The 17126-nt window shown below is 55.9% G+C and carries 16 protein-coding genes and 1 pseudogene; 12 read left to right on the top strand and 5 right to left on the bottom strand.

Annotated features, from left to right (window positions below):
• Positions 1 to 74 precede the first annotated feature (74 nt).
• Complete coding sequence (locus ACPUC8_RS15105) at positions 75 to 698, top strand: glutathione S-transferase family protein (RefSeq protein WP_039333378.1); 624 nt, start codon at positions 75 to 77, stop codon at positions 696 to 698.
• Here the strand turns inward: ACPUC8_RS15105 and ACPUC8_RS15100 are convergent.
• Positions 665 to 2155 carry an aminotransferase-like domain-containing protein gene (locus ACPUC8_RS15100; protein ID WP_039333375.1) on the bottom strand — a complete coding sequence of 497 codons (1491 nt, stop codon included), beginning with the start codon at positions 2153 to 2155 and terminating at the stop codon, positions 665 to 667. The two genes, ACPUC8_RS15105 and ACPUC8_RS15100, sit on opposite strands and share 34 nt — an antisense overlap.
• A 136-nt stretch (positions 2156 to 2291) precedes the next feature.
• Between ACPUC8_RS15100 and ACPUC8_RS15095 the strand changes: the two genes are divergently transcribed.
• Positions 2292 to 2879 (top strand): LysE family translocator, encoded by a 588-nt coding sequence (locus ACPUC8_RS15095; RefSeq protein ID WP_039333373.1) that lies wholly within the window; start codon positions 2292 to 2294, stop codon positions 2877 to 2879.
• A 39-nt stretch (positions 2880 to 2918) separates the two neighbouring features.
• Here ACPUC8_RS15095 and ACPUC8_RS15090 read toward each other — a convergent pair whose 3' ends face one another.
• The 4 genes from ACPUC8_RS15090 to ACPUC8_RS15075 all read right to left on the bottom strand — a co-directional run bounded on the left by ACPUC8_RS15090 (position 2919) and on the right by ACPUC8_RS15075 (position 6103).
• Complete coding sequence (locus ACPUC8_RS15090) at positions 2919 to 3284, bottom strand: helix-turn-helix domain-containing protein (RefSeq protein WP_081998112.1); 366 nt, start codon at positions 3282 to 3284, stop codon at positions 2919 to 2921.
• Entirely contained in the window at positions 3281 to 3586 is a 306-nt protein-coding gene (locus tag ACPUC8_RS15085; RefSeq protein ID WP_039333393.1) for a type II toxin-antitoxin system HigB family toxin, read from the bottom strand. The genes ACPUC8_RS15090 and ACPUC8_RS15085 overlap by 4 nt, the downstream gene beginning before the upstream one ends.
• A gap of 131 nt (positions 3587 to 3717) precedes the next feature.
• Positions 3718 to 5328, bottom strand: a complete 1611-nt coding sequence (gene mqo / locus ACPUC8_RS15080; protein ID WP_039333371.1) for a malate dehydrogenase (quinone) — start codon at positions 5326 to 5328, stop codon at positions 3718 to 3720.
• 532 nt (positions 5329 to 5860) lie between these two features.
• Positions 5861 to 6103, bottom strand: coding sequence for a DUF1158 domain-containing protein (locus ACPUC8_RS15075; protein WP_039333369.1), 243 nt, complete (start codon positions 6101 to 6103; stop codon positions 5861 to 5863).
• A 283-nt stretch (positions 6104 to 6386) separates the two neighbouring features.
• On the opposite strand from ACPUC8_RS15075, the gene mntP reads away from it, so the two are divergent.
• The 10 genes and pseudogenes from mntP (at position 6387) to ACPUC8_RS15025 (ending at position 17109) form a co-directional block, all read left to right on the top strand.
• Positions 6387 to 6959 (top strand): manganese efflux pump MntP, encoded by a 573-nt coding sequence (gene mntP / locus ACPUC8_RS15070; RefSeq protein WP_039333367.1) that lies wholly within the window; start codon positions 6387 to 6389, stop codon positions 6957 to 6959.
• Between the two features lie 255 nt (positions 6960 to 7214).
• Positions 7215 to 7346 (top strand): hypothetical protein, encoded by a 132-nt coding sequence (locus ACPUC8_RS15065; RefSeq protein ID WP_494926700.1) that lies wholly within the window; start codon positions 7215 to 7217, stop codon positions 7344 to 7346.
• Between the two features lie 338 nt (positions 7347 to 7684).
• Positions 7685 to 8692 (top strand): N-acetyltransferase DgcN, encoded by a 1008-nt coding sequence (gene dgcN, locus ACPUC8_RS15060; protein WP_039333365.1) that lies wholly within the window; start codon positions 7685 to 7687, stop codon positions 8690 to 8692.
• Position 8693: 1 nt separating this feature from the next.
• The gene (dgcA, locus tag ACPUC8_RS15055) at positions 8694 to 9659 is read left to right on the top strand and encodes an N-acetyl-D-Glu racemase DgcA (RefSeq protein WP_494926699.1); all 966 of its coding nucleotides are present in this window, start codon (positions 8694 to 8696) and stop codon (positions 9657 to 9659) included.
• Positions 9660 to 9674: 15 nt separating this feature from the next.
• The gene (locus ACPUC8_RS15050) at positions 9675 to 11540 is read left to right on the top strand and encodes an ABC transporter ATP-binding protein (RefSeq protein ID WP_494926698.1); all 1866 of its coding nucleotides are present in this window, start codon (positions 9675 to 9677) and stop codon (positions 11538 to 11540) included.
• Positions 11541 to 11561: 21 nt separating this feature from the next.
• Positions 11562 to 13040: pseudogene (locus tag ACPUC8_RS15045) on the top strand (glutathione ABC transporter substrate-binding protein); the annotation flags it as partial.
• A gap of 285 nt (positions 13041 to 13325) precedes the next feature.
• Positions 13326 to 14255: an ABC transporter permease gene (locus tag ACPUC8_RS15040; protein WP_494926697.1), complete on the top strand. Its 930-nt coding sequence runs from the start codon at positions 13326 to 13328 to the stop codon at positions 14253 to 14255.
• A complete protein-coding gene (locus ACPUC8_RS15035) occupies positions 14255 to 15139 on the top strand; it encodes an ABC transporter permease subunit (protein WP_494926696.1) in 885 nt (294 codons plus the stop codon). Before ACPUC8_RS15040 ends, ACPUC8_RS15035 begins: the two co-directional genes overlap by 1 nt.
• Positions 15140 to 15141: 2 nt before the next feature.
• The gene (locus tag ACPUC8_RS15030) at positions 15142 to 16200 is read left to right on the top strand and encodes a DmpA family aminopeptidase (protein WP_494926695.1); all 1059 of its coding nucleotides are present in this window, start codon (positions 15142 to 15144) and stop codon (positions 16198 to 16200) included.
• Between the two features lie 87 nt (positions 16201 to 16287).
• Positions 16288 to 17109: a M55 family metallopeptidase gene (locus ACPUC8_RS15025; RefSeq protein WP_058970150.1), complete on the top strand. Its 822-nt coding sequence runs from the start codon at positions 16288 to 16290 to the stop codon at positions 17107 to 17109.
• Positions 17110 to 17126: the final 17 nt, after the last annotated feature.

Below are 17126 nucleotides of genomic sequence, written 5' to 3'. Positions count from 1 at the left end.
TTACATCCTGCTTATTGCGCAAGCGCAGCAACAGGGCTATGAATAGATTAAGAATTCTGGAATCGGAGTCCGCTATGTTAAAAGTCTTGGGTCGTACTTCATCAATCAACGTGCGTAAAGTTCTGTGGCTATGCTCAGAACTCGACCTCGAATATGAGCACGAACCTTGGGGTGAAGACCCACTCTCACTGCACTCGGCGGAATTTATGGCGCTCAATCCCAACGCCATGGTGCCGGTCATCATCGAAGATGACTTCGTGATGTGGGAATCCAACGCCATTTTGCGCTATCTCGCCAACAGCAACGGCGGTGACTGGCTCTACCCTGAAAACCCGCGTGCGCGTGCGCCGGTCGATCAGTGGATTGACTGGCAAGCCACGGAACTCAACACCTCATGGCGCTATGCGTTTATGTCGCTGGTGCGTAACTCGCCGGCGCATCAGGATCCGCGTCTACTGGCGGCCGCCATTAAAGGCTGGACGCACACCATGAATATTCTCGACCAGCATCTGCAAAAAACCGGGCGCTATGTCGCAGGCCGCAACTTCTCGCTGGCCGATATTCCTGTCGGCCTTGCGGTGAACCGCTGGTTTGAAACGCCGCTTGAGCACCCTGATTTCCCGGCCGTGCAACTCTATTATGAGCGCCTGACCGAGCGTGAGGGTTACACCACCTGGGGCCGCAACGGCAAACCCTGATCCTGTCCTGGCGCAAGGCCTGTGATTTCACAGGCCAGCGCGCCGGTGCGTTTTATTGCCCACGTATAACGTTCATCAAACGGATAGCAGCAAGAGAGACGCAGCGCGTGCTTGTAGCGATCGCTCAACGTGTACAGCGCACCCGGCGTGACACAAATCTGCTCCTGCAATAACCGATGAAACATCTCCACGGTATCGACCTTGCCTGGCAGCTCCACCCAGAACACAAAGCCACCGCGCGGCAGGGTAGCGCGCGTGCCCACGGGAAAATGCCGCGCCATAATGCCGCGTGCGGCATCAAGATTGGCGGCATAACGGCGTCGCAGCGAACGCAGATGGTGATCGTAACCGCCGCTGGCGAGAAATTCGGCCAGCGTTTCACTCAGGAGCTTTGACTCCGTCATCGATGACACCGCTTTCAAGCGTGCAATGGTGTCGTGAAAACGGCCTGCGGCCGTCCAGCCCACACGGAAATCCGGTGCAACCGTTTTGGTGAAGCTGGTGCAGTAAATCACCCAGCCTTCGCTATCAAAGGCTTTCACCGGCGGCGACAGCGGCCAGTCAAACTGCAACTCGTCATACAAACCATCTTCGATAAGCGGAATATGGTAAGTGTTTACTAACTTCGCCAGCCGCTTTTTATTCTCCAGCGGCATCACATAGCCGAGTGGGTTCTGTGCGCCTGGCATGGCGATAAGCGCCTGAATACGTTTCTCTTGCAGCAGCATCTCTAGCGCATCCAGCGACAAGCCTTGCTCTGGATCGGTCGGTATCTCCAGCGCTTTCAAACCGAGTGATGCCAATAGCGGGAACAAGAAAAAGTAGGTGGGGGACTCCAGTCCCACGCAGTCACCGGGTTTTGTCACAGCCCGCAATGCCAGTTGCAGCGCTTCCATGCAGCCGTGGGTGAGAGTGATCTCTTGCGCCGTAAGATTGATGCCGGTATGCAGACTGCGTCGCGCAATCTCCTCCCGTAAGCGCTCACTACCCGGCGGAAGGGCATAACGTCCCAGCATGGCAGGATCGCGACGTAACAGAGAGGCGGTAATACGCGCTAAACGCACCGACGGGAACAGCTCACTGTCCTGCGGGCAGGCCAGGGAAATATTGGTGTAGTCCGGATTGTTCTGTGCCGCAAACACCTGCTCGATCAGGTCCAGTTTCTGCGTGCTGGGATCGTTCATTTTCGCTGGTAGCGGTTTTATCGGACGAATAACCGCTGGCAGGACGCCGCGCACGTAGTAGCCTGATTGCGGTCTGGCTTCAATCAGGCCGCGATCTTCGAGAATTTGCCAGGCATTCAGCACCGTGTTCACGCTCACCTGATGAGACTGCGCCACACGGCGAATGGCGGGCAGGCGTTTACCCGGCTTCAACGTGCCTTGATGAATCGACTCGGCAAAGCTGTCTGCCAGCTGCTGATAAAGGGTTTGACCCGAGGAAAGGGGAAGGGACACAAAAGCCTCCACACGCGATGGGTACAATTTAAAATTTGCGTAACTGTATCCATCACAATAGTCGTTTTGTGTCTCTGTTTCCATCGCGCTGCACACATTAGCATGGTGTTAACTCTGGACCATCAAGGAACGCACCATGCTCGACCCCTCTTTCTTTAGCTACGTCACCGTCATGTCGATCACGCCAGGTCCAAACAACTTGTTGCTGGCCACGTCGGGCGTAAATTTTGGCTTTAAGCGCACTCTGCCCATGCTGTTTGGCATTCTGCTGGGATGTGCAGTACAGATGCTACTGGCGAGCATGGCGTTGGATCTGCTGCTGCACTGGATGGCATCGATTCGGTTGCCGCTCACGGTAGTGGGGTGCAGTTATTTGCTATGGCTTTCATGGAAAATCTTCCGTGCCGCTGCCCCTGAAGCGCGTGAACGCCCTCGCCCGATGACGCTGGTGGGCGGCATCTGCTTTCAGGCGGTGAATCCGAAGGCTTGGTTAATGGTGACCAACGTGGCATTGATGTATGCCAACAGCAATGGCGTGATAACGGTTCTACTGGGATTCGCCGCGCTGAACTTGCCCTGCATTCTGATCTGGGCCGCGTTGGGCGATCGCCTGCGCACGCATTTGCAGGTGGCGTGGAAACGCCAGGCATTTAATAGCCTGATGGCGCTGTCGCTGGTCGCGACAACCGGATGGATGTTGTATGACGCGGTGTTACTGAGTTAAATCGAGGTGCGCAGAAACGCGCACCTGGCAAAGTGTGTTTTAAAGTCCCACCAGGCTCTCCAAAGGGATGCCAAACTGCTTGTGGAGATTTCGGATCATCTCCAGGGACAAAGAGCGTTTACCGTTTAACACCTCATAAACGCGATTACGGCGACCAATAGCAGGCTCCAGATCTTTTGCCGTTAAGCCTTGCTGCTCCATGCGGAATTTTATCGCCTCAATGGGGTCAGCAGCTTCAATGGGATAATGTTCTTTTTCCCACGCCTCAATCAGCATACTCATCACAATCATATAATCGCTCTCAGGCGTACCCAGCGCAGGGACATCATCAAAGAGCGGGGAGATTGCCTCAAGAGCCGCTTCGTAATCCAGTTCGGTGTGGATAGGTTTAATGGTCAGTGTCATTTACGTTGCTCCACTGTATTTGCGTCAATGGCATCGTATTCCCGGTGTGTGCCGATAAATTTTATAAACATCAGCTTTTGCGGGTAGGCGATGGCCGCAACCAGTCGATAATCATTTCCCTTAATGTTGAATACCACGCGGCTGCCTTTAAGAATGCTGGCACTGAGGTATTGATCCTTGATGTCTGCCGGATTTGACCAGTTGGCCTTTTGCGCTTCATCAATCCAGGCTCTCAACGGCTGAGCTGAGTCGGGGTTCGCCGTCATGAACTCCCTGAGTGACCTTACCGATATGATTCTCATCTCGCGCATCTTAGTCCCGCATTGGGACTATAGCAAATCTAAATCCCAATTTGGGACATTTCTCGCAAAGAACATAAAAAAGGCCGCTTGCGCGGCCTTATCAACATTATCTGGCAATCAAGATTGCCGGGTTACTTCCCCACCACGTGAGCGGTTTCGCGCGCTTCGTCGTTCGCGGCGTCTGGGGTGACCGCAGGCGCGTAATCGAGTTGCAGTACGCGGCTGGTTTCCGCCAGAATCTTCTCGGTCAGCGCCACATCACCATTCATCTTGCGGCCCCAGGTTGGGATCACCGCACGGATTTTGGTCTGCCACTCAGGCGAACGCATCTGCTCTGGGAAGGCTTTCGCCATCAGCTCCAGCATGATGGGCGCAGCGGTTGAAGCACCTGGTGAGGCACCCAGCAACGCAGAAATCGAGCCATCTTGCGAGGTCACCACTTCGGTGCCAAGGCGCAACACGCCGCCCTCTTTCTCATCATTCTTGATGATCTGCACGCGCTGGCCAGCGGTCACCAGACGCCAGTCTTCCTGCTTCGCTTGTGGTACGTAAGCACGCAGGGCTTCCATACGATCGTCTTCGCTCTGCAATACCTGATCGACCAGGTATTTCACCAGATCGAAACTTTTCAGCCCGACCTGTACCATCGGCAGCAGGTTACTGGTGTTCATGGCACCAAACATATCCAGCAGCGAGCCTTGCTTCAGGAACTTAGTCGAGAAGGTGGCGAACGGGCCAAACAGCAGCACCTGTTTGCCATCCAGCACGCGGGTATCCACGTGTGGCACGGACATCGGCGGTGCGCCAACGCTGGCTTTACCGTACACCTTCGCCATGTGCTGTTGCACCACGTCTGGGTTTTCGGTCACCAGGAAAGAGCCGCCCACCGGGAAACCGGCGTAGCCTTTCACTTCTGGAATGCCGGATTTCTGCAGCAGTGGCAGCGCTGCGCCGCCCGCACCGATAAACAGCTGGCGGGTGATCAGCACGCGATTTTCACCGCTGGTGAGATTATGCAGGCTGACCTGCCAACGACCATCATTCAGGCGCTTGATATCACGCACTTCCTGGCGCAGACGCAGGCGGAAATTAGGTTTCTTCTCTAAAGAAGCAATCAGTTGGCGCGTGACTTCACCGAAGTTCACGTCAGTACCCATGTCGGTCCAGGTGGCGGCCACTTTCTGCTTGCTATCGCGTCCATTCATCACCAGCGGGATCCACTGGGTGATCTGTTCACGGTCTTCAGAATAATGCATGCCACGGAACAGAGTACTTTTTTGCAGTGCCTGGAAACGTTTGCGCAGGAATTCAACGTTATCGTCGCCCCAGACAAAGCTCATATGCGGCGTGCTGTGAATAAAGCTTTTAGGGTTGCGCAGGTTGCCCTTCTGAACGTGGTACGCCCAGAACTGACGGGAAATCTGGAAGGATTCGTTGATCGCCACCGCTTTGGCAATGTCGATGCTGCCATCCGCCTTCTGTGGCGTATAGTTCAGCTCGGCCAGCGCAGCGTGACCGGTACCGGCATTATTCCAGCCGTTGGAGGACTCCACCGCGACATCATCGAGGCGTTCCACCATTTCAATCGACCAGTCTGGCTCCAGATCCTGCAGCCATGTGCCTAAGGTCGCACTCATTACGCCTGCACCAATCAGCAGAACGTCAACGTCTTTTCGTTCCTGAAGTTTTGCGCTATCCATGCCAGCGGCGGCTAGCGCCAGGTTTACCGCAGTGTTGCTCATGAGGCGACATCTCCTCTCTCTGTTGACCTGAAGCTCAACAGGTTCGCAGGCGAAACAGCCACGCTTCTTTCGAGCGCGTCGCGCTGTTTCTCAAAGGTTAAGACTCAGGTTTAAGTCATGGGGACGATAACGGTTAACTGCACGTTATGCATATGCATTTGAATATAACATTCTCGTATCGGAATTAAACGTTTGTTTATTTTTTAAAGGCGGAAATGATTCAGCATAAGAATTAATCAGCTCAACCCCGCTGGTATAAGGGATTTTTATCCCTTAATCAGAGAGTTATGGTAACGCAGTTGTTGCAATATTGTGAGGGTGAAAGGCAGGGGGATGATTACTTAGTGAGCTGGCTCACAACTTAACACTATGATTAAATTGGTTAAATGTGAAATTGATTTTTTATGCGGTTTTTCTGTTGCGCAATGTTTCGCCAGGTTCTGTAAAAATAATGTTACATTCCTGTGGGTCTTAAATTATCTGCCGCGTTCTGCTTTGGTCAGAAGAAAAATGCATCACGCAGCGGATAACATCATGCCTTGGACCAGAGGCGCCAGGCGAAACGGATGACGAAAAATTCAATCGCGCCGAGGATCAGGAACCACAAGCAGAAGACGATGGTGTAAAGCTGATTTACATCCTGTAAATGCAAATTCTCCTGCAGTTGCCTGGCCAGCGTGACGCCAAACTGAGGTGCTGGCAACAGCAGGGCAGAGAGAAAGCCCAGCAGCAAAATACCACCAGGGATGATTAACGTTTCAAACGGGTTTTTCATCGCAGTTTTCCTATCAATAAGCGCGGGCATTAGCGCACAAAAGGGCGCTATGGTGCAATCCCCGTGCCGCTCAAGCCTCAGAATTTTCTTCAATTCCATTCACTTAGCGACATAAATAGCGCAAGTTAAGAGTTATAGCCTTTGCTATACTTAAACCCATGATTTTACTGTCTTTTTTTTGGCGTTTTTGCGTGCTAGACTGCGCGCACTTTTTTATTACTGAACAATAGATGCGGAAAATTGCCTGTTTGAACGCTTTTTCCGCGGCATTGATTGAAAACCCATGACATTTATCGCAACTCTGATTCTGGCCTTTGGTATGTCGATGGACGCCTTCGCCGCAGCACTGGGCAAAGGCGCATCCTTGCATCGCCCGAATTTCAAAGAAGCGCTACGCACGGGCTTAATTTTTGGTGTCATTGAAATGCTGACACCGCTGATTGGCTGGGCCATTGGTCTGGCTGCCAGCCGCTACATTATGGCTTGGGATCACTGGGTGGCATTTGGCCTGTTAACCGTACTCGGCGGCCGTATGATGATGGAAGGTTTTCGTCAGACGGCGGATGAGCCGTGTGAGGCGCCACAGCGTCATGGCTTTATGGTGCTGGCACTGACAGCGGTAGCAACCAGTCTCGATGCGTTGGCGGTGGGCGTCGGCCTTGCCTTCCTGCAGGTGAATATTATTCTGACGGCAGTTACCATTGGTGCCGCCACCACTATTATGGCGACCACCGGCGTGATGGTGGGACGTTTCATTGGCCCGGTGATGGGCAAGTGGGCAGAAGTGTTGGGCGGCGTGGTGTTAATCAGTATCGGTTGTACCATCCTCATTGAGCATCTGAATCTGTTCAGCTAACTATACCCGTCATACTTCGAACCGCAGCTGCGTTGGCTGCGCGTGCTCACTCCAGTCACTTACTGATGTAAGCTCCTGGAGATTCACCCACTTGCCGCGTGATTCGGCCTTCGGCCTCACCCTTCGGCCTCACCCTTCGGGCCAGCGCAAGCGCTGTTCAAAAGCGCCGTAAGGCACTTTTGTGCTGCAATTCGAATTATTTAGGGTATTGGATCCCCATTTTTGTGATCTGGTTCAAAAATATTTGCGTGAAAAATGCGCGTTAGTTATACTTTTCGCATATTTCTTCAACAATTTTTGAGACAGGTAATCATGAAACGCTTTTTCCGCTACGTGTTCCGCGCCTATGTCGAGACCTTTAAACACGTCCCGCCAGGCGCGCTCTAAATACCCGTCATACTTCGAACCGCAGCTGCGTTGGCTGTGCGTGCTCACCCCAGTCACTTACTGATGTAAGTGACTGGGGATTCACCCGCTTGTCGCCATGCTGCGATTCGAATTATTTAGGGTATTTCACCCGTGAATGGCCCTACGATTTTCTTATCTCTCCCGCCAGTTCATCCTACTTATTGCCTCAAAAAATCCTTTCTAGCACTGGCACCATCAGTTTTTGATCTGGCTATAGCCTGACGTTATACCCCGCCACCAAACAAGCATTCGTCACCTTTTTCTCCGCATGGAATAGTCGATTCAGGCCCTCTAACCCGTCTGAAACGAGAAACATCATGCTGATCCCTCAACCCTATTTACTGTTCCTTGGCGATGTCACCGATCCACTGGCTGCTAAAACTGCGCGCGGCATTCATGTCTGGCGACCGGAGCAGTGCGTGGGCGAAATTAAACTGCCGGGCTGTACTGTCAGCCTGGGCCTGGACGTGCTCGATATTGCAACGGCAAAAGAGCGCGGCGCGAAAACGCTGGTACTGGGTACCGCGAATGCCGGTGGCTATCTGCCTGAGCACTGGCTTGAAACCGTTAAAGGTGCCATTAAAGCCGGTATGAACGTGGCCAGCGGTCTGCATCATCGTCTGGTGGATGAGCCCGAGCTGGTGGCGTTAGCGCAAGAGTTTGGTGTGGAACTGTTTGACCTGCGCCATATGCGTCCAAAACTGAATGTCGGCAGCGGTAAGAAGCGTACAGGTAAGCGAGTGCTTACTGTTGGCACCGACTGCTCGGTGGGCAAAATGTACACCTCACTGGCACTGGAAGCCGCCATGCGTGAGCGCGGCATGAAAGCTGATTTCCGTGCCACCGGCCAAACCGGCATTCTGGTGGCGGGTGAAGGGATTGCGATTGATGCGGTGATTGCCGACTTCATCGCCGGTGCGGTTGAAGCGTTGTCACCGGCCAATGACGCCGACCACTGGGATATCGTGGAAGGTCAGGGTTCCCTGTTCCATCCTTCTTATGCGGGCGTCAGCATGGGTCTGATCCATGGTGCGCAGCCGCACTGGCTGGTGATGTGTCATGAAATGGGCCGTCCACATATGCGTCATTTGCCGCATCAGCCGATGGTCAGCCTGAAAGATTGTGTTGAAGCCAACCTGCGCGCCGCTCATGTCACCAGCGACAATGTGCAACTGGCCGGTTTCGCCATCAACACCTCAAACTACAGCGAAGCGGAAGCGCGCGCCTTCTGCGCAGAAGTCAGTGCCGAATTCGGCGTGCCAGCAACCGACCCAGTGCGTTTTGGTATTGCAGATATCGCTGCACTGCTGCAGGAGCGTGGCTAATATGCGGCGCATGCAGATTGAAGTGCTTGAGCTGCCGCTGGCGCGTCCCTTTGCGATCTCACGTGGCACACGCACGGCTGTAACCGTCATCCGCGTCACGCTGGAGCAAAACGGTTTTATTGGTCGTGGCGAATGCACACCGACGCCGCGCTACGATGAAACGCCAGACAGCGTGCAGGCCGAACTGGAAACGCTGCGCGAGGATGTCGAAGCAGGCTTAAGCCGTCTCGATCTGCAACGTCGTATCTCTGCGGGTTCAGCGCGGAATGCGCTGGACTGCGCGCTGTGGCGTCTGGATGCAGCACTCGCCAAACAGACGCTGTGGCAACAGTGTGAGCGGGTTGCTCCGCCTTCGGTGATTACCGCTGAAACCTTAAGCCTCGATTCGGTTGAAAACATGGCCGCGGCGGCGGCGGATGCGGTTTCACGTGGTGCCATCCTGCTGAAAATTAAACTGAATCGCGATGAGATTCTGGAAAAGGTTGCGGCGATTCGCGCCGTTGCACCGCGTGCCACGCTGATCATTGACGCCAACGAAGCCTGGTCAGGTGTGGATCTGCACAGCCTGCTCACCGCTTTGCAAGCCTACAACATCGCCATGGTCGAACAGCCACTGCCTGCCGGTCAGGATCAGGACCTGCAACGTTTTCCCCATCCCATTCCGGTGTGTGCCGATGAAAGCTGCCACACCCGTGAAGATATCGCGCAGCTGCGCAATCGCTACGAGATGATCAACATCAAGCTGGATAAATGTGGCGGTCTGACCGAAGCCTTGGCGATGGTCGAAGAAGCACAGAAGCTGGATATGCGTTTGATGGTGGGCTGCATGTTGGGCTCTTCACTGGCGATGGAAGCCGCGCTGCCGGTGGCGATTGCCGCCGAGCATGTCGATCTGGATGGCCCGATTTGGCTGGCCGCCGATAGCTCACCTTTCCTTACCTACGCTCAAGGCCGGATCCGGCTATAACCGCACGAGGCAACGATGACGGACACTTTACTTACTCCCAACGCCGCCAGCGTTGCCGGTTCCGCGCCGGTCCTCGCGATTCAGGATCTCAGCGTCTCGTTTCGCGGCCGCAGCGGCGAAAACCAGGCTCTCAAAGGCATCAGTTTTGCGATTCATCCGGGCGAAATTGTCGCCGTGGTGGGCGAAAGCGGCTCAGGAAAATCGGTCACGTCGCTGGCGGTGATGGGCTTACTGGCAGCATCGGGGCGCATCGATCGCGGCAGCATGCAGTTCCGCGATCGCCAAGGCAAAGCGCATGCCCTGGAGAAGCTGGATGAAACACAGCGCCGTGCGTTACGCGGCCGTGAGATGGCGATGATTTTTCAGGAGCCGATGACCTCGCTCAACCCGGTATTGCGGGTAGGCGATCAGCTCACGGAAGCGCTGCGCGATCACCAGCTGTGTGATAAGCCCACGGCGGATGCACGTGCGCGTGAACTGCTGCGTCAGGTGCGTATTGCTGATGTCGATCGCATCATGAAAAGCTACCCGCATTCGCTGTCGGGTGGCATGCGTCAACGCGTGATGATCGCGCAGGCATTGGCCTGCGATCCCCAGTTGTTAATTGCCGATGAACCGACCACCGCGCTGGACGTAACGGTTCAGGCGCGCATTCTTCACATCCTGCGCGATCTGCAACGTGAAAAGCAGATGGCGGTACTGTTTATTACCCATGACATGGGCGTAGTGGCGGAAATCGCCGACCGTGTGGTGGTGATGCTGCGCGGTGAAGTGGTTGAGGAGGGTACGGTCGATGAGATTTTCAACGCCGCTCAACATCCTTACACCCAGGCCCTGCTCGCGGCGGTGCCCAAGCTCGGCGATATGCGTGAGCACAGCTGGCCGCAGCGTTTCCCATTGCTGGGTGCGCCACACAGCCATAACGCGGAACAGCGCACCGCCCGTTATGACGAAACCCCACTGCTGGATGTGCGTGGCCTGAAAGTCTATTACCCGATCCGTAGCGGAATCTTCTCCGCACTGACGCATCAGGTGCACGCGGTCGAGCAGATCGACTTCAGCTTATGGCCGGGGGAAACCTTAGCGATTGTCGGCGAAAGTGGCTGTGGCAAATCCACCACTGGCCGTGCGCTGATGCGCCTGATCAACAGCCATGCCGACAGTATCCATTTTCAGGGCAGTGAAATCGCCGATCTCAAAGAAGCGCAGTTCCAGCCGCTGCGTCGTGAAATCCAGATGGTGTTTCAGGACCCGTATGCCTCACTCAATCCACGACTCACCGTTGGGTTCACCATTGCGGAACCCCTGCTGCTGCACGGTTTGGTGAAATCGCTGGAGGAAGCCACGCCGCAGGTCAATGCCTTGCTGAAAAGCGTCGGTCTGTTACCGGAACATGCCCAGCGTTACCCGCATGAATTCTCTGGTGGCCAGCGTCAGCGCATCGCCATCGCGCGTGCCATGGCGTTGAAACCCAAAGTCATCATTGCCGATGAAGCGGTGTCCGCACTGGATGTATCGGTGCAGGCGCAGGTGGTGAATCTGATGATGGATCTGCAACAGCAAACCGGCGTGGCATGGATTTTCATCTCGCATGATATGGCGGTGATAGAACGCATCGCCAATCGCGTGGCGGTGATGTACCTCGGCCAGATTGTTGAACTGGGGCCACGTCAGTCGGTGTTTAACCAACCGCAACATCCTTATACCCAACGTCTGCTGGCCTCGGTGCCGGTGGCCGATCCACAGAACCGTCAACCCCGCATTTTCGAAGACAGCGAGATCCCCTCGCCGCTGCGCAAAGTGGGCGAAACGGTCACAAAACCCCGTTATCGCCAGGTTGCGCCGCAACACTGGGTCGCTGACGACATTGCATCGCGTTAACGCTCAATACCAGGAGATTTCATGAAATCGAATTTTCGCCGTGCTTCACTGGCTGTTGGATTGACCCTCGCGCTGGCTGCTGCCGCGCAGGCGCAGGATCTGCGCATCTCAATGTATGCAGATATCACCGGGCTGGACCCGCATGATACCTCGGACAACGTCAGCTACTCCGTACAGAGCGGTATCTTTGAACGTCTGTTCCAGTTTGATGCCAAGATGAAGCTGCAACCCTGGCTGGCGACCAGTTACACCAGCAATGACACCGCCACCGAATTTACCCTGACGCTGCGTAAAGGCGTCACCTTCCAGGACGGCACGCCTTTTGATGCCGAGGCGGTAAAAGCCAACCTTGAACGCCTGGCCGATCAAACCAAAGGGCTGAAGCGTAATAGCCTGTACAAGATGATTGCCAAGGTCACGGTGCTGGCACCGGATCAGGTGAAAATCGATCTCAACCAATCTTTTGGTGCCTTCATCAACACTCTGGCGCACCCGTCGGCGGTGATGTGGAGCCCGGCGATCCTCAAGCAGTATCCAGAAGAAGCCCAGTTGCGCTTACATCCGGTCGGCACTGGCCCGTTCAAGTTTGTCGAGTGGCAGCCAGGCAAAGCGGTTTCGCTGGTGAAGTATGACGGCTACTGGCAGAAAGGCTGGCCGAAGGTGGATAAAGTGACCTTCTCACCGAGCCCAGAAGACGCAACGCGCGTAGCGGCGCTGAAATCAGGGCAGGTCGATGCGATCTGGCCACTGCCATCGGACCTGATCGCCACCGTGCAGAGCGACAGCAAATTGGCGATCCAGCGCGATCCGAGCATTTACCTCTATTACATGGCGATCAACACCCAGCATAAACCGCTGGCCGACGTGCGAGTGCGCCAGGCGATTAACTACGCCATCGACCGCGATCTGTGGCTGAAAGTGGCGTTCGCCGGTATGGGTAAAGCGGCTACCTCTGCCATGCCAGAGGGGGTGCAGTTCTACCAGAAGCAGACTGAGCCAAACTACCGCTATTCCGTCGACCAAGCCAAAGCACTGCTAAAAGAGGCGGGATATCCGAACGGGCTGGATCTTAAACTCTGGACCACCAATGCCACCGCCAGCGTGCGTGCAGCACAGGTATTGAAAGCGCAGCTGGCGACTGTCGGCATTCGCGCCACCGTGACGCCAATGGATTCCGGCACGCGCAACGCCAAGCTGTGGGGCGTGAAAGATCCGAAGCAGGCAGAATTTGACCTTTACTACGGTGGCTGGTCAACCTCGACCGGTGATGCAGACTGGGCGCTGCGTCCGCTGTATGCCACCGAATCCTGGGTGCCAACCTCGTATAACGTTTCCTACTTCAGCAACCCGGATGTGGATAAAGCCATTGCCGGTGGTTTAGCCACGGCCGATCCGGCCAAGCGCGGCGCAGCCTATGCCGAAGCGCAGAAACTGTTGTGGAAAGATGCACCTGTCGCCTTCCTCGGCACGCCAGATAACCTGGTGGGTAAACGCAGCAACCTGAGCGGTGTGNCAAGCGCGGCGCAGCCTATGCCGAAGCGCAGAAACTGTTGTGGAAAGATGCACCTGTCGCCTTCCTCGGCACGCCAGATAACCTGGTGGGTAAACGCAGCAACCTGAGCGGTGTGTCGATGCTGCCGGATGGCAATTTCCTCTATACCCAAGCTTCTTTCAAATAAGCACATAACGTAGCGGCGCGATTTATCGCGCGCTTTTCAAACAGCGCGATGAATCGCGCCGCTACCGATTATGGCGATATTGAACGCATTAGATTAAAGGAAGCGCATGTTCGCATACATCATTCGTCGACTACTGGAGATGATCCCCGTCCTGCTGGTGGTCTCGCTGCTGGTGTTCGGCTTTATCAAGCTGCTGCCGGGCGATCCGGCGCGCATTTACGCCGGACCTGATGCGCAGATCGAAGCGGTCGAAGCCGCACGCCAGCATCTCGGTCTCAACGATCCGCTGCCGCAGCAGTACGTTAACTGGATCGGTGGATTACTGCGTGGCGATCTTGGTGTGACCTATCGCACCCAACAGCCGGTGCTGGACGTCATCAAACAGGGCTTTATGCCTACGCTGTGGCTGGCGCTGGCAGGGTTTGCCTGGTCAGTGATCCTCGGCTTGTTCCTCGGCGTTTTCGCGGCGCTTAAACGCGGAAAATGGCAGGACTGGACGCTAATGAGCGTCGCCGTGGGCGGCATCTCAATGCCGACCTTCTGGCTGGGGTTACTGCTGATCCAGTTCGTCGCCATGCCGTTTGGTCTGTTTTCGGTCAGTGGTTTCAATAAAGCCAGTGACATCATTCTGCCCGCCATCACTCTCGGTTCCTCCGTGGCCGCCGTGATGGCGCGCTTCACCCGTTCCGCCTTCCTCGAAGTGGCACAGGAAGATTATGTGCGCACGGCCAAGGCCAAAGGGCTACGCAACCGGCTGGTAACGTGGAAACACGTGATGCGTAACGCACTGATCCCGGTGATCACCATGTTGGGTCTACAGTTCGGTTTTCTGCTCGGTGGATCGATCGTGGTGGAGAGTGTCTTCAACTGGCCGGGATTGGGCTGGCTGTTGATCGAGTCGATCAAAGCACAGGATCAACCAGTGATTCAGGCGTTGGTGATGCTGTTCGTGTTTGAATTTATTGTGATTAACCTGCTGGTGGATCTGCTTTACGCCGTGGTCAACCCAGCCATTCGCCTGCGACAGGAGTCGTGATGAGTACACAATCTCTGTCTGCCGCATCACCTCAGAGCATTCGCTCGCCGTGGCGCGATTTTCTGCACGCCTTCGTGCGCAACCCGCTGGCGCTGGTGTCAGGCGGTTTTGTCTTGTTGCTGGTGCTGGTGGCGATTTTTGCCCCGTGGCTGGCACCCTGGGGCCCGATGGCACCGGACTGGATGGCGCTGTCATCACCGCCGTCCTCGGCACACTGGATGGGCACTGATGAACTGGGACGCGACCTGCTAAGCCGCATCATCTATGGTGCGCGCATTTCGCTCTATGTCGGCGTGCTGTCGGTGACGTTGGGCATGGTAGTCGGTGTGTTCTTCGGCTTGCTGGCGGGCTATTACGGCCGCTGGGTGGATATGCTCATCATGCGCGGTGCTGATGTGCTGTTCGCTTTCCCGGGCATGCTGCTGGCGATTGCGGTGGTGGCGATTCTCGGTCCGGGACTGAATAATGTGATCATTGCCGTGGCGGTGTTTAGCGTCCCGGTGTTTGCCCGCATTGTGCGTGCCTCCACCTTGTCACTAAAACAAGCGGCCTACGTGGAAGCGGTGCGCTGTGCGGGCGCGCCAGATCGGGTGATTCTGCTGCGCCATATTCTGCCGGGTACGCTCTCCAATGTGATTGTCTATTTCACCATGCGCATCGGCACCAGTATTCTGACGGCAGCGGGCTTGAGTTTTATTGGCCTCGGTCCAGAACCCGATGTGCCAGAGTGGGGGAATATCCTGGCGATGAGCCGCAGCATGATGATGGCGGGCTTATGGCACGTCAGTGTCTTCCCCGGCCTGGCGATCTTTATTACCGTACTGGCGTTCAACCTGCTGGGTGATGCGCTGCGCGATACGCTCGATCCTAAACTGAAGAGCTAAACATGGATTTTCAACAACTGCAGCGCGACTTGCTGCTGCAACGCTGGCGCAGTGAGCGACAGCTGGGACAACCGCGCAGTGCCTGTGGCCCGACCAATCGCATCAGCGATGTGCCCGGCGTGCGCGTCGGCCATCACACCTTAGACAACGGTGAGATGCAAACTGGCGTCACGGCAATTGTGCCGCCCGGCGACAACCTGTTCCTCAACCCATTACCCTGCGGTGCGGCGGTATTTAACGGTTTCGCCAAGCCGGTTGGACTGGTGCAAGTGGAAGAGTTGGGAGTACTGCAAACGCCGATCTTACTGAGCAACACGCTGGCGGTGGGCACGCTGTTTACCACTCTGGTGCGCGATGCTATCAGCCGCAACCCGGAACTAGGCCGCAGCCTGCCCACGGTGAACCCGTTAGCGTTGGAGTGCAATGACGGCTGGCTGAATGATATTCAGGCATTAGCGGTGACCGAAGCCATGGCGCAGCAGGCACTGGATTCCGCCGAGACCGATTTCGCGCGTGGCAGCGTCGGAGCGGGGCGCGGCATGAGCTGCTTCAGTCTGAAAGGCGGCATCGGTACCGCATCTCGCCTCATTCCTTCCCTGAATGCCACGCTCGGCGTGCTGGTGCTGGCCAATTTTGGTGCGCTCACCGCCCTGACGCTTGATGGTGTGCGCCTTGGCGAGATGATTGCCCCGTTGTTGCCAGAGCTGACACCACAGCGTGACGCCGGTTCCATCATCATTATCATGGCCACCGATGCCGCGCTGGATGCGCGCCAGTTGAAGCGTATCGCTAAACGCGCTGGGGCGGGGTTAGGGCGTTTGGGCAGCTATTGGGGACATGGATCCGGTGATATCGCCGTGGCCTTTTCTACCCAAACCACGCCACAGCCGCCGGAAGATGCCGCGCTGGAACCGCTGCTTGCCGCCGCCGCCGATGCTACTGAACACGCGGTGTTAGATGCCTTACTGAGCGCTGAGGCGGTCAGCGGTTTTCGCGGGCATCACCGACCGTCATTGACGGAAGTACTGGATAAACTGGCGACGACATCTCGGTCGGCATAAATGCCGCCCCTACAAAAACATGTGATACCCGTAGGGTCGCCATTTATGGCGACCTTGTTCATCACCGCACGGAACTAACATAACCTCATGAAAATCTTTATCTCTGCCGATATTGAAGGTATTGCGGGCGTGATGCGTCCGGAGCAGTGCTCGCCTGGCCATGCGGAGTACCAGCTGGCGCGTGGACTGATGGAACAAGAGGTGAATGCCGCCATTGACGGTGCCTTCGCAGGCGGAGCCACCGAAGTGGTGGTCGCAGACAGCCACGCGCAAATGACCAACCTGCGTGCGGAAAACATCGATCCGCGCGCGCGTATGGTACAGGGCAAACCGCGCGGTTTATCGATGGTGGAAGGCATTGAGCAGCAGCCGTTTGATGGCCTGTTTTTTATCGGCTATCACAGCGCGGCGGGTGAACCCGGCGTACTGGCTCACACCATCAATGGTCGTGCGTTCTGGCGTATCCACATCAACGGTAAAGTGATGGGGGAAAGCGATATTTATGCCGCTGCCGCTGCCGAGCAGGGTACGCCGCTGTGGTTAGTCAGTGGCGATGATCAGTTGCAGGGCTGGATAGCGGAGCACTATCCGTCAGTGGATTATGTCTGCGTGAAACGCGCGATCTCTCATACCTGCGCCGAATCCATCAGCCCGCAGGCGGCACAGCACGCCATTCGCCATGCCGCTACGGCCGCTGTACAGCGCGCCCGCCAGGTCAGCACCACACGCCTGACGGCACCCTATGAGATGCAATTACAGGCCAGCAAACCGGTATTAGCGGATTTATTCAGTTTGATTCCCGGTGTGACGCGCATCGATGCGGTGACCGTTGGGTATCGTGCCGATCAGATGGGCACCTTGATCAGCCTGCTCAGTGCCTTCTCCTATCTGGCGAGTACGCAGTCGTAGTTTTGGTGCGCATGAAT

The sequence above is a fragment of the Pantoea sp. CFCC18177 genome (assembly GCF_059412425.1).
This window is presented reverse-complemented; position numbering and strand designations above follow the sequence as displayed.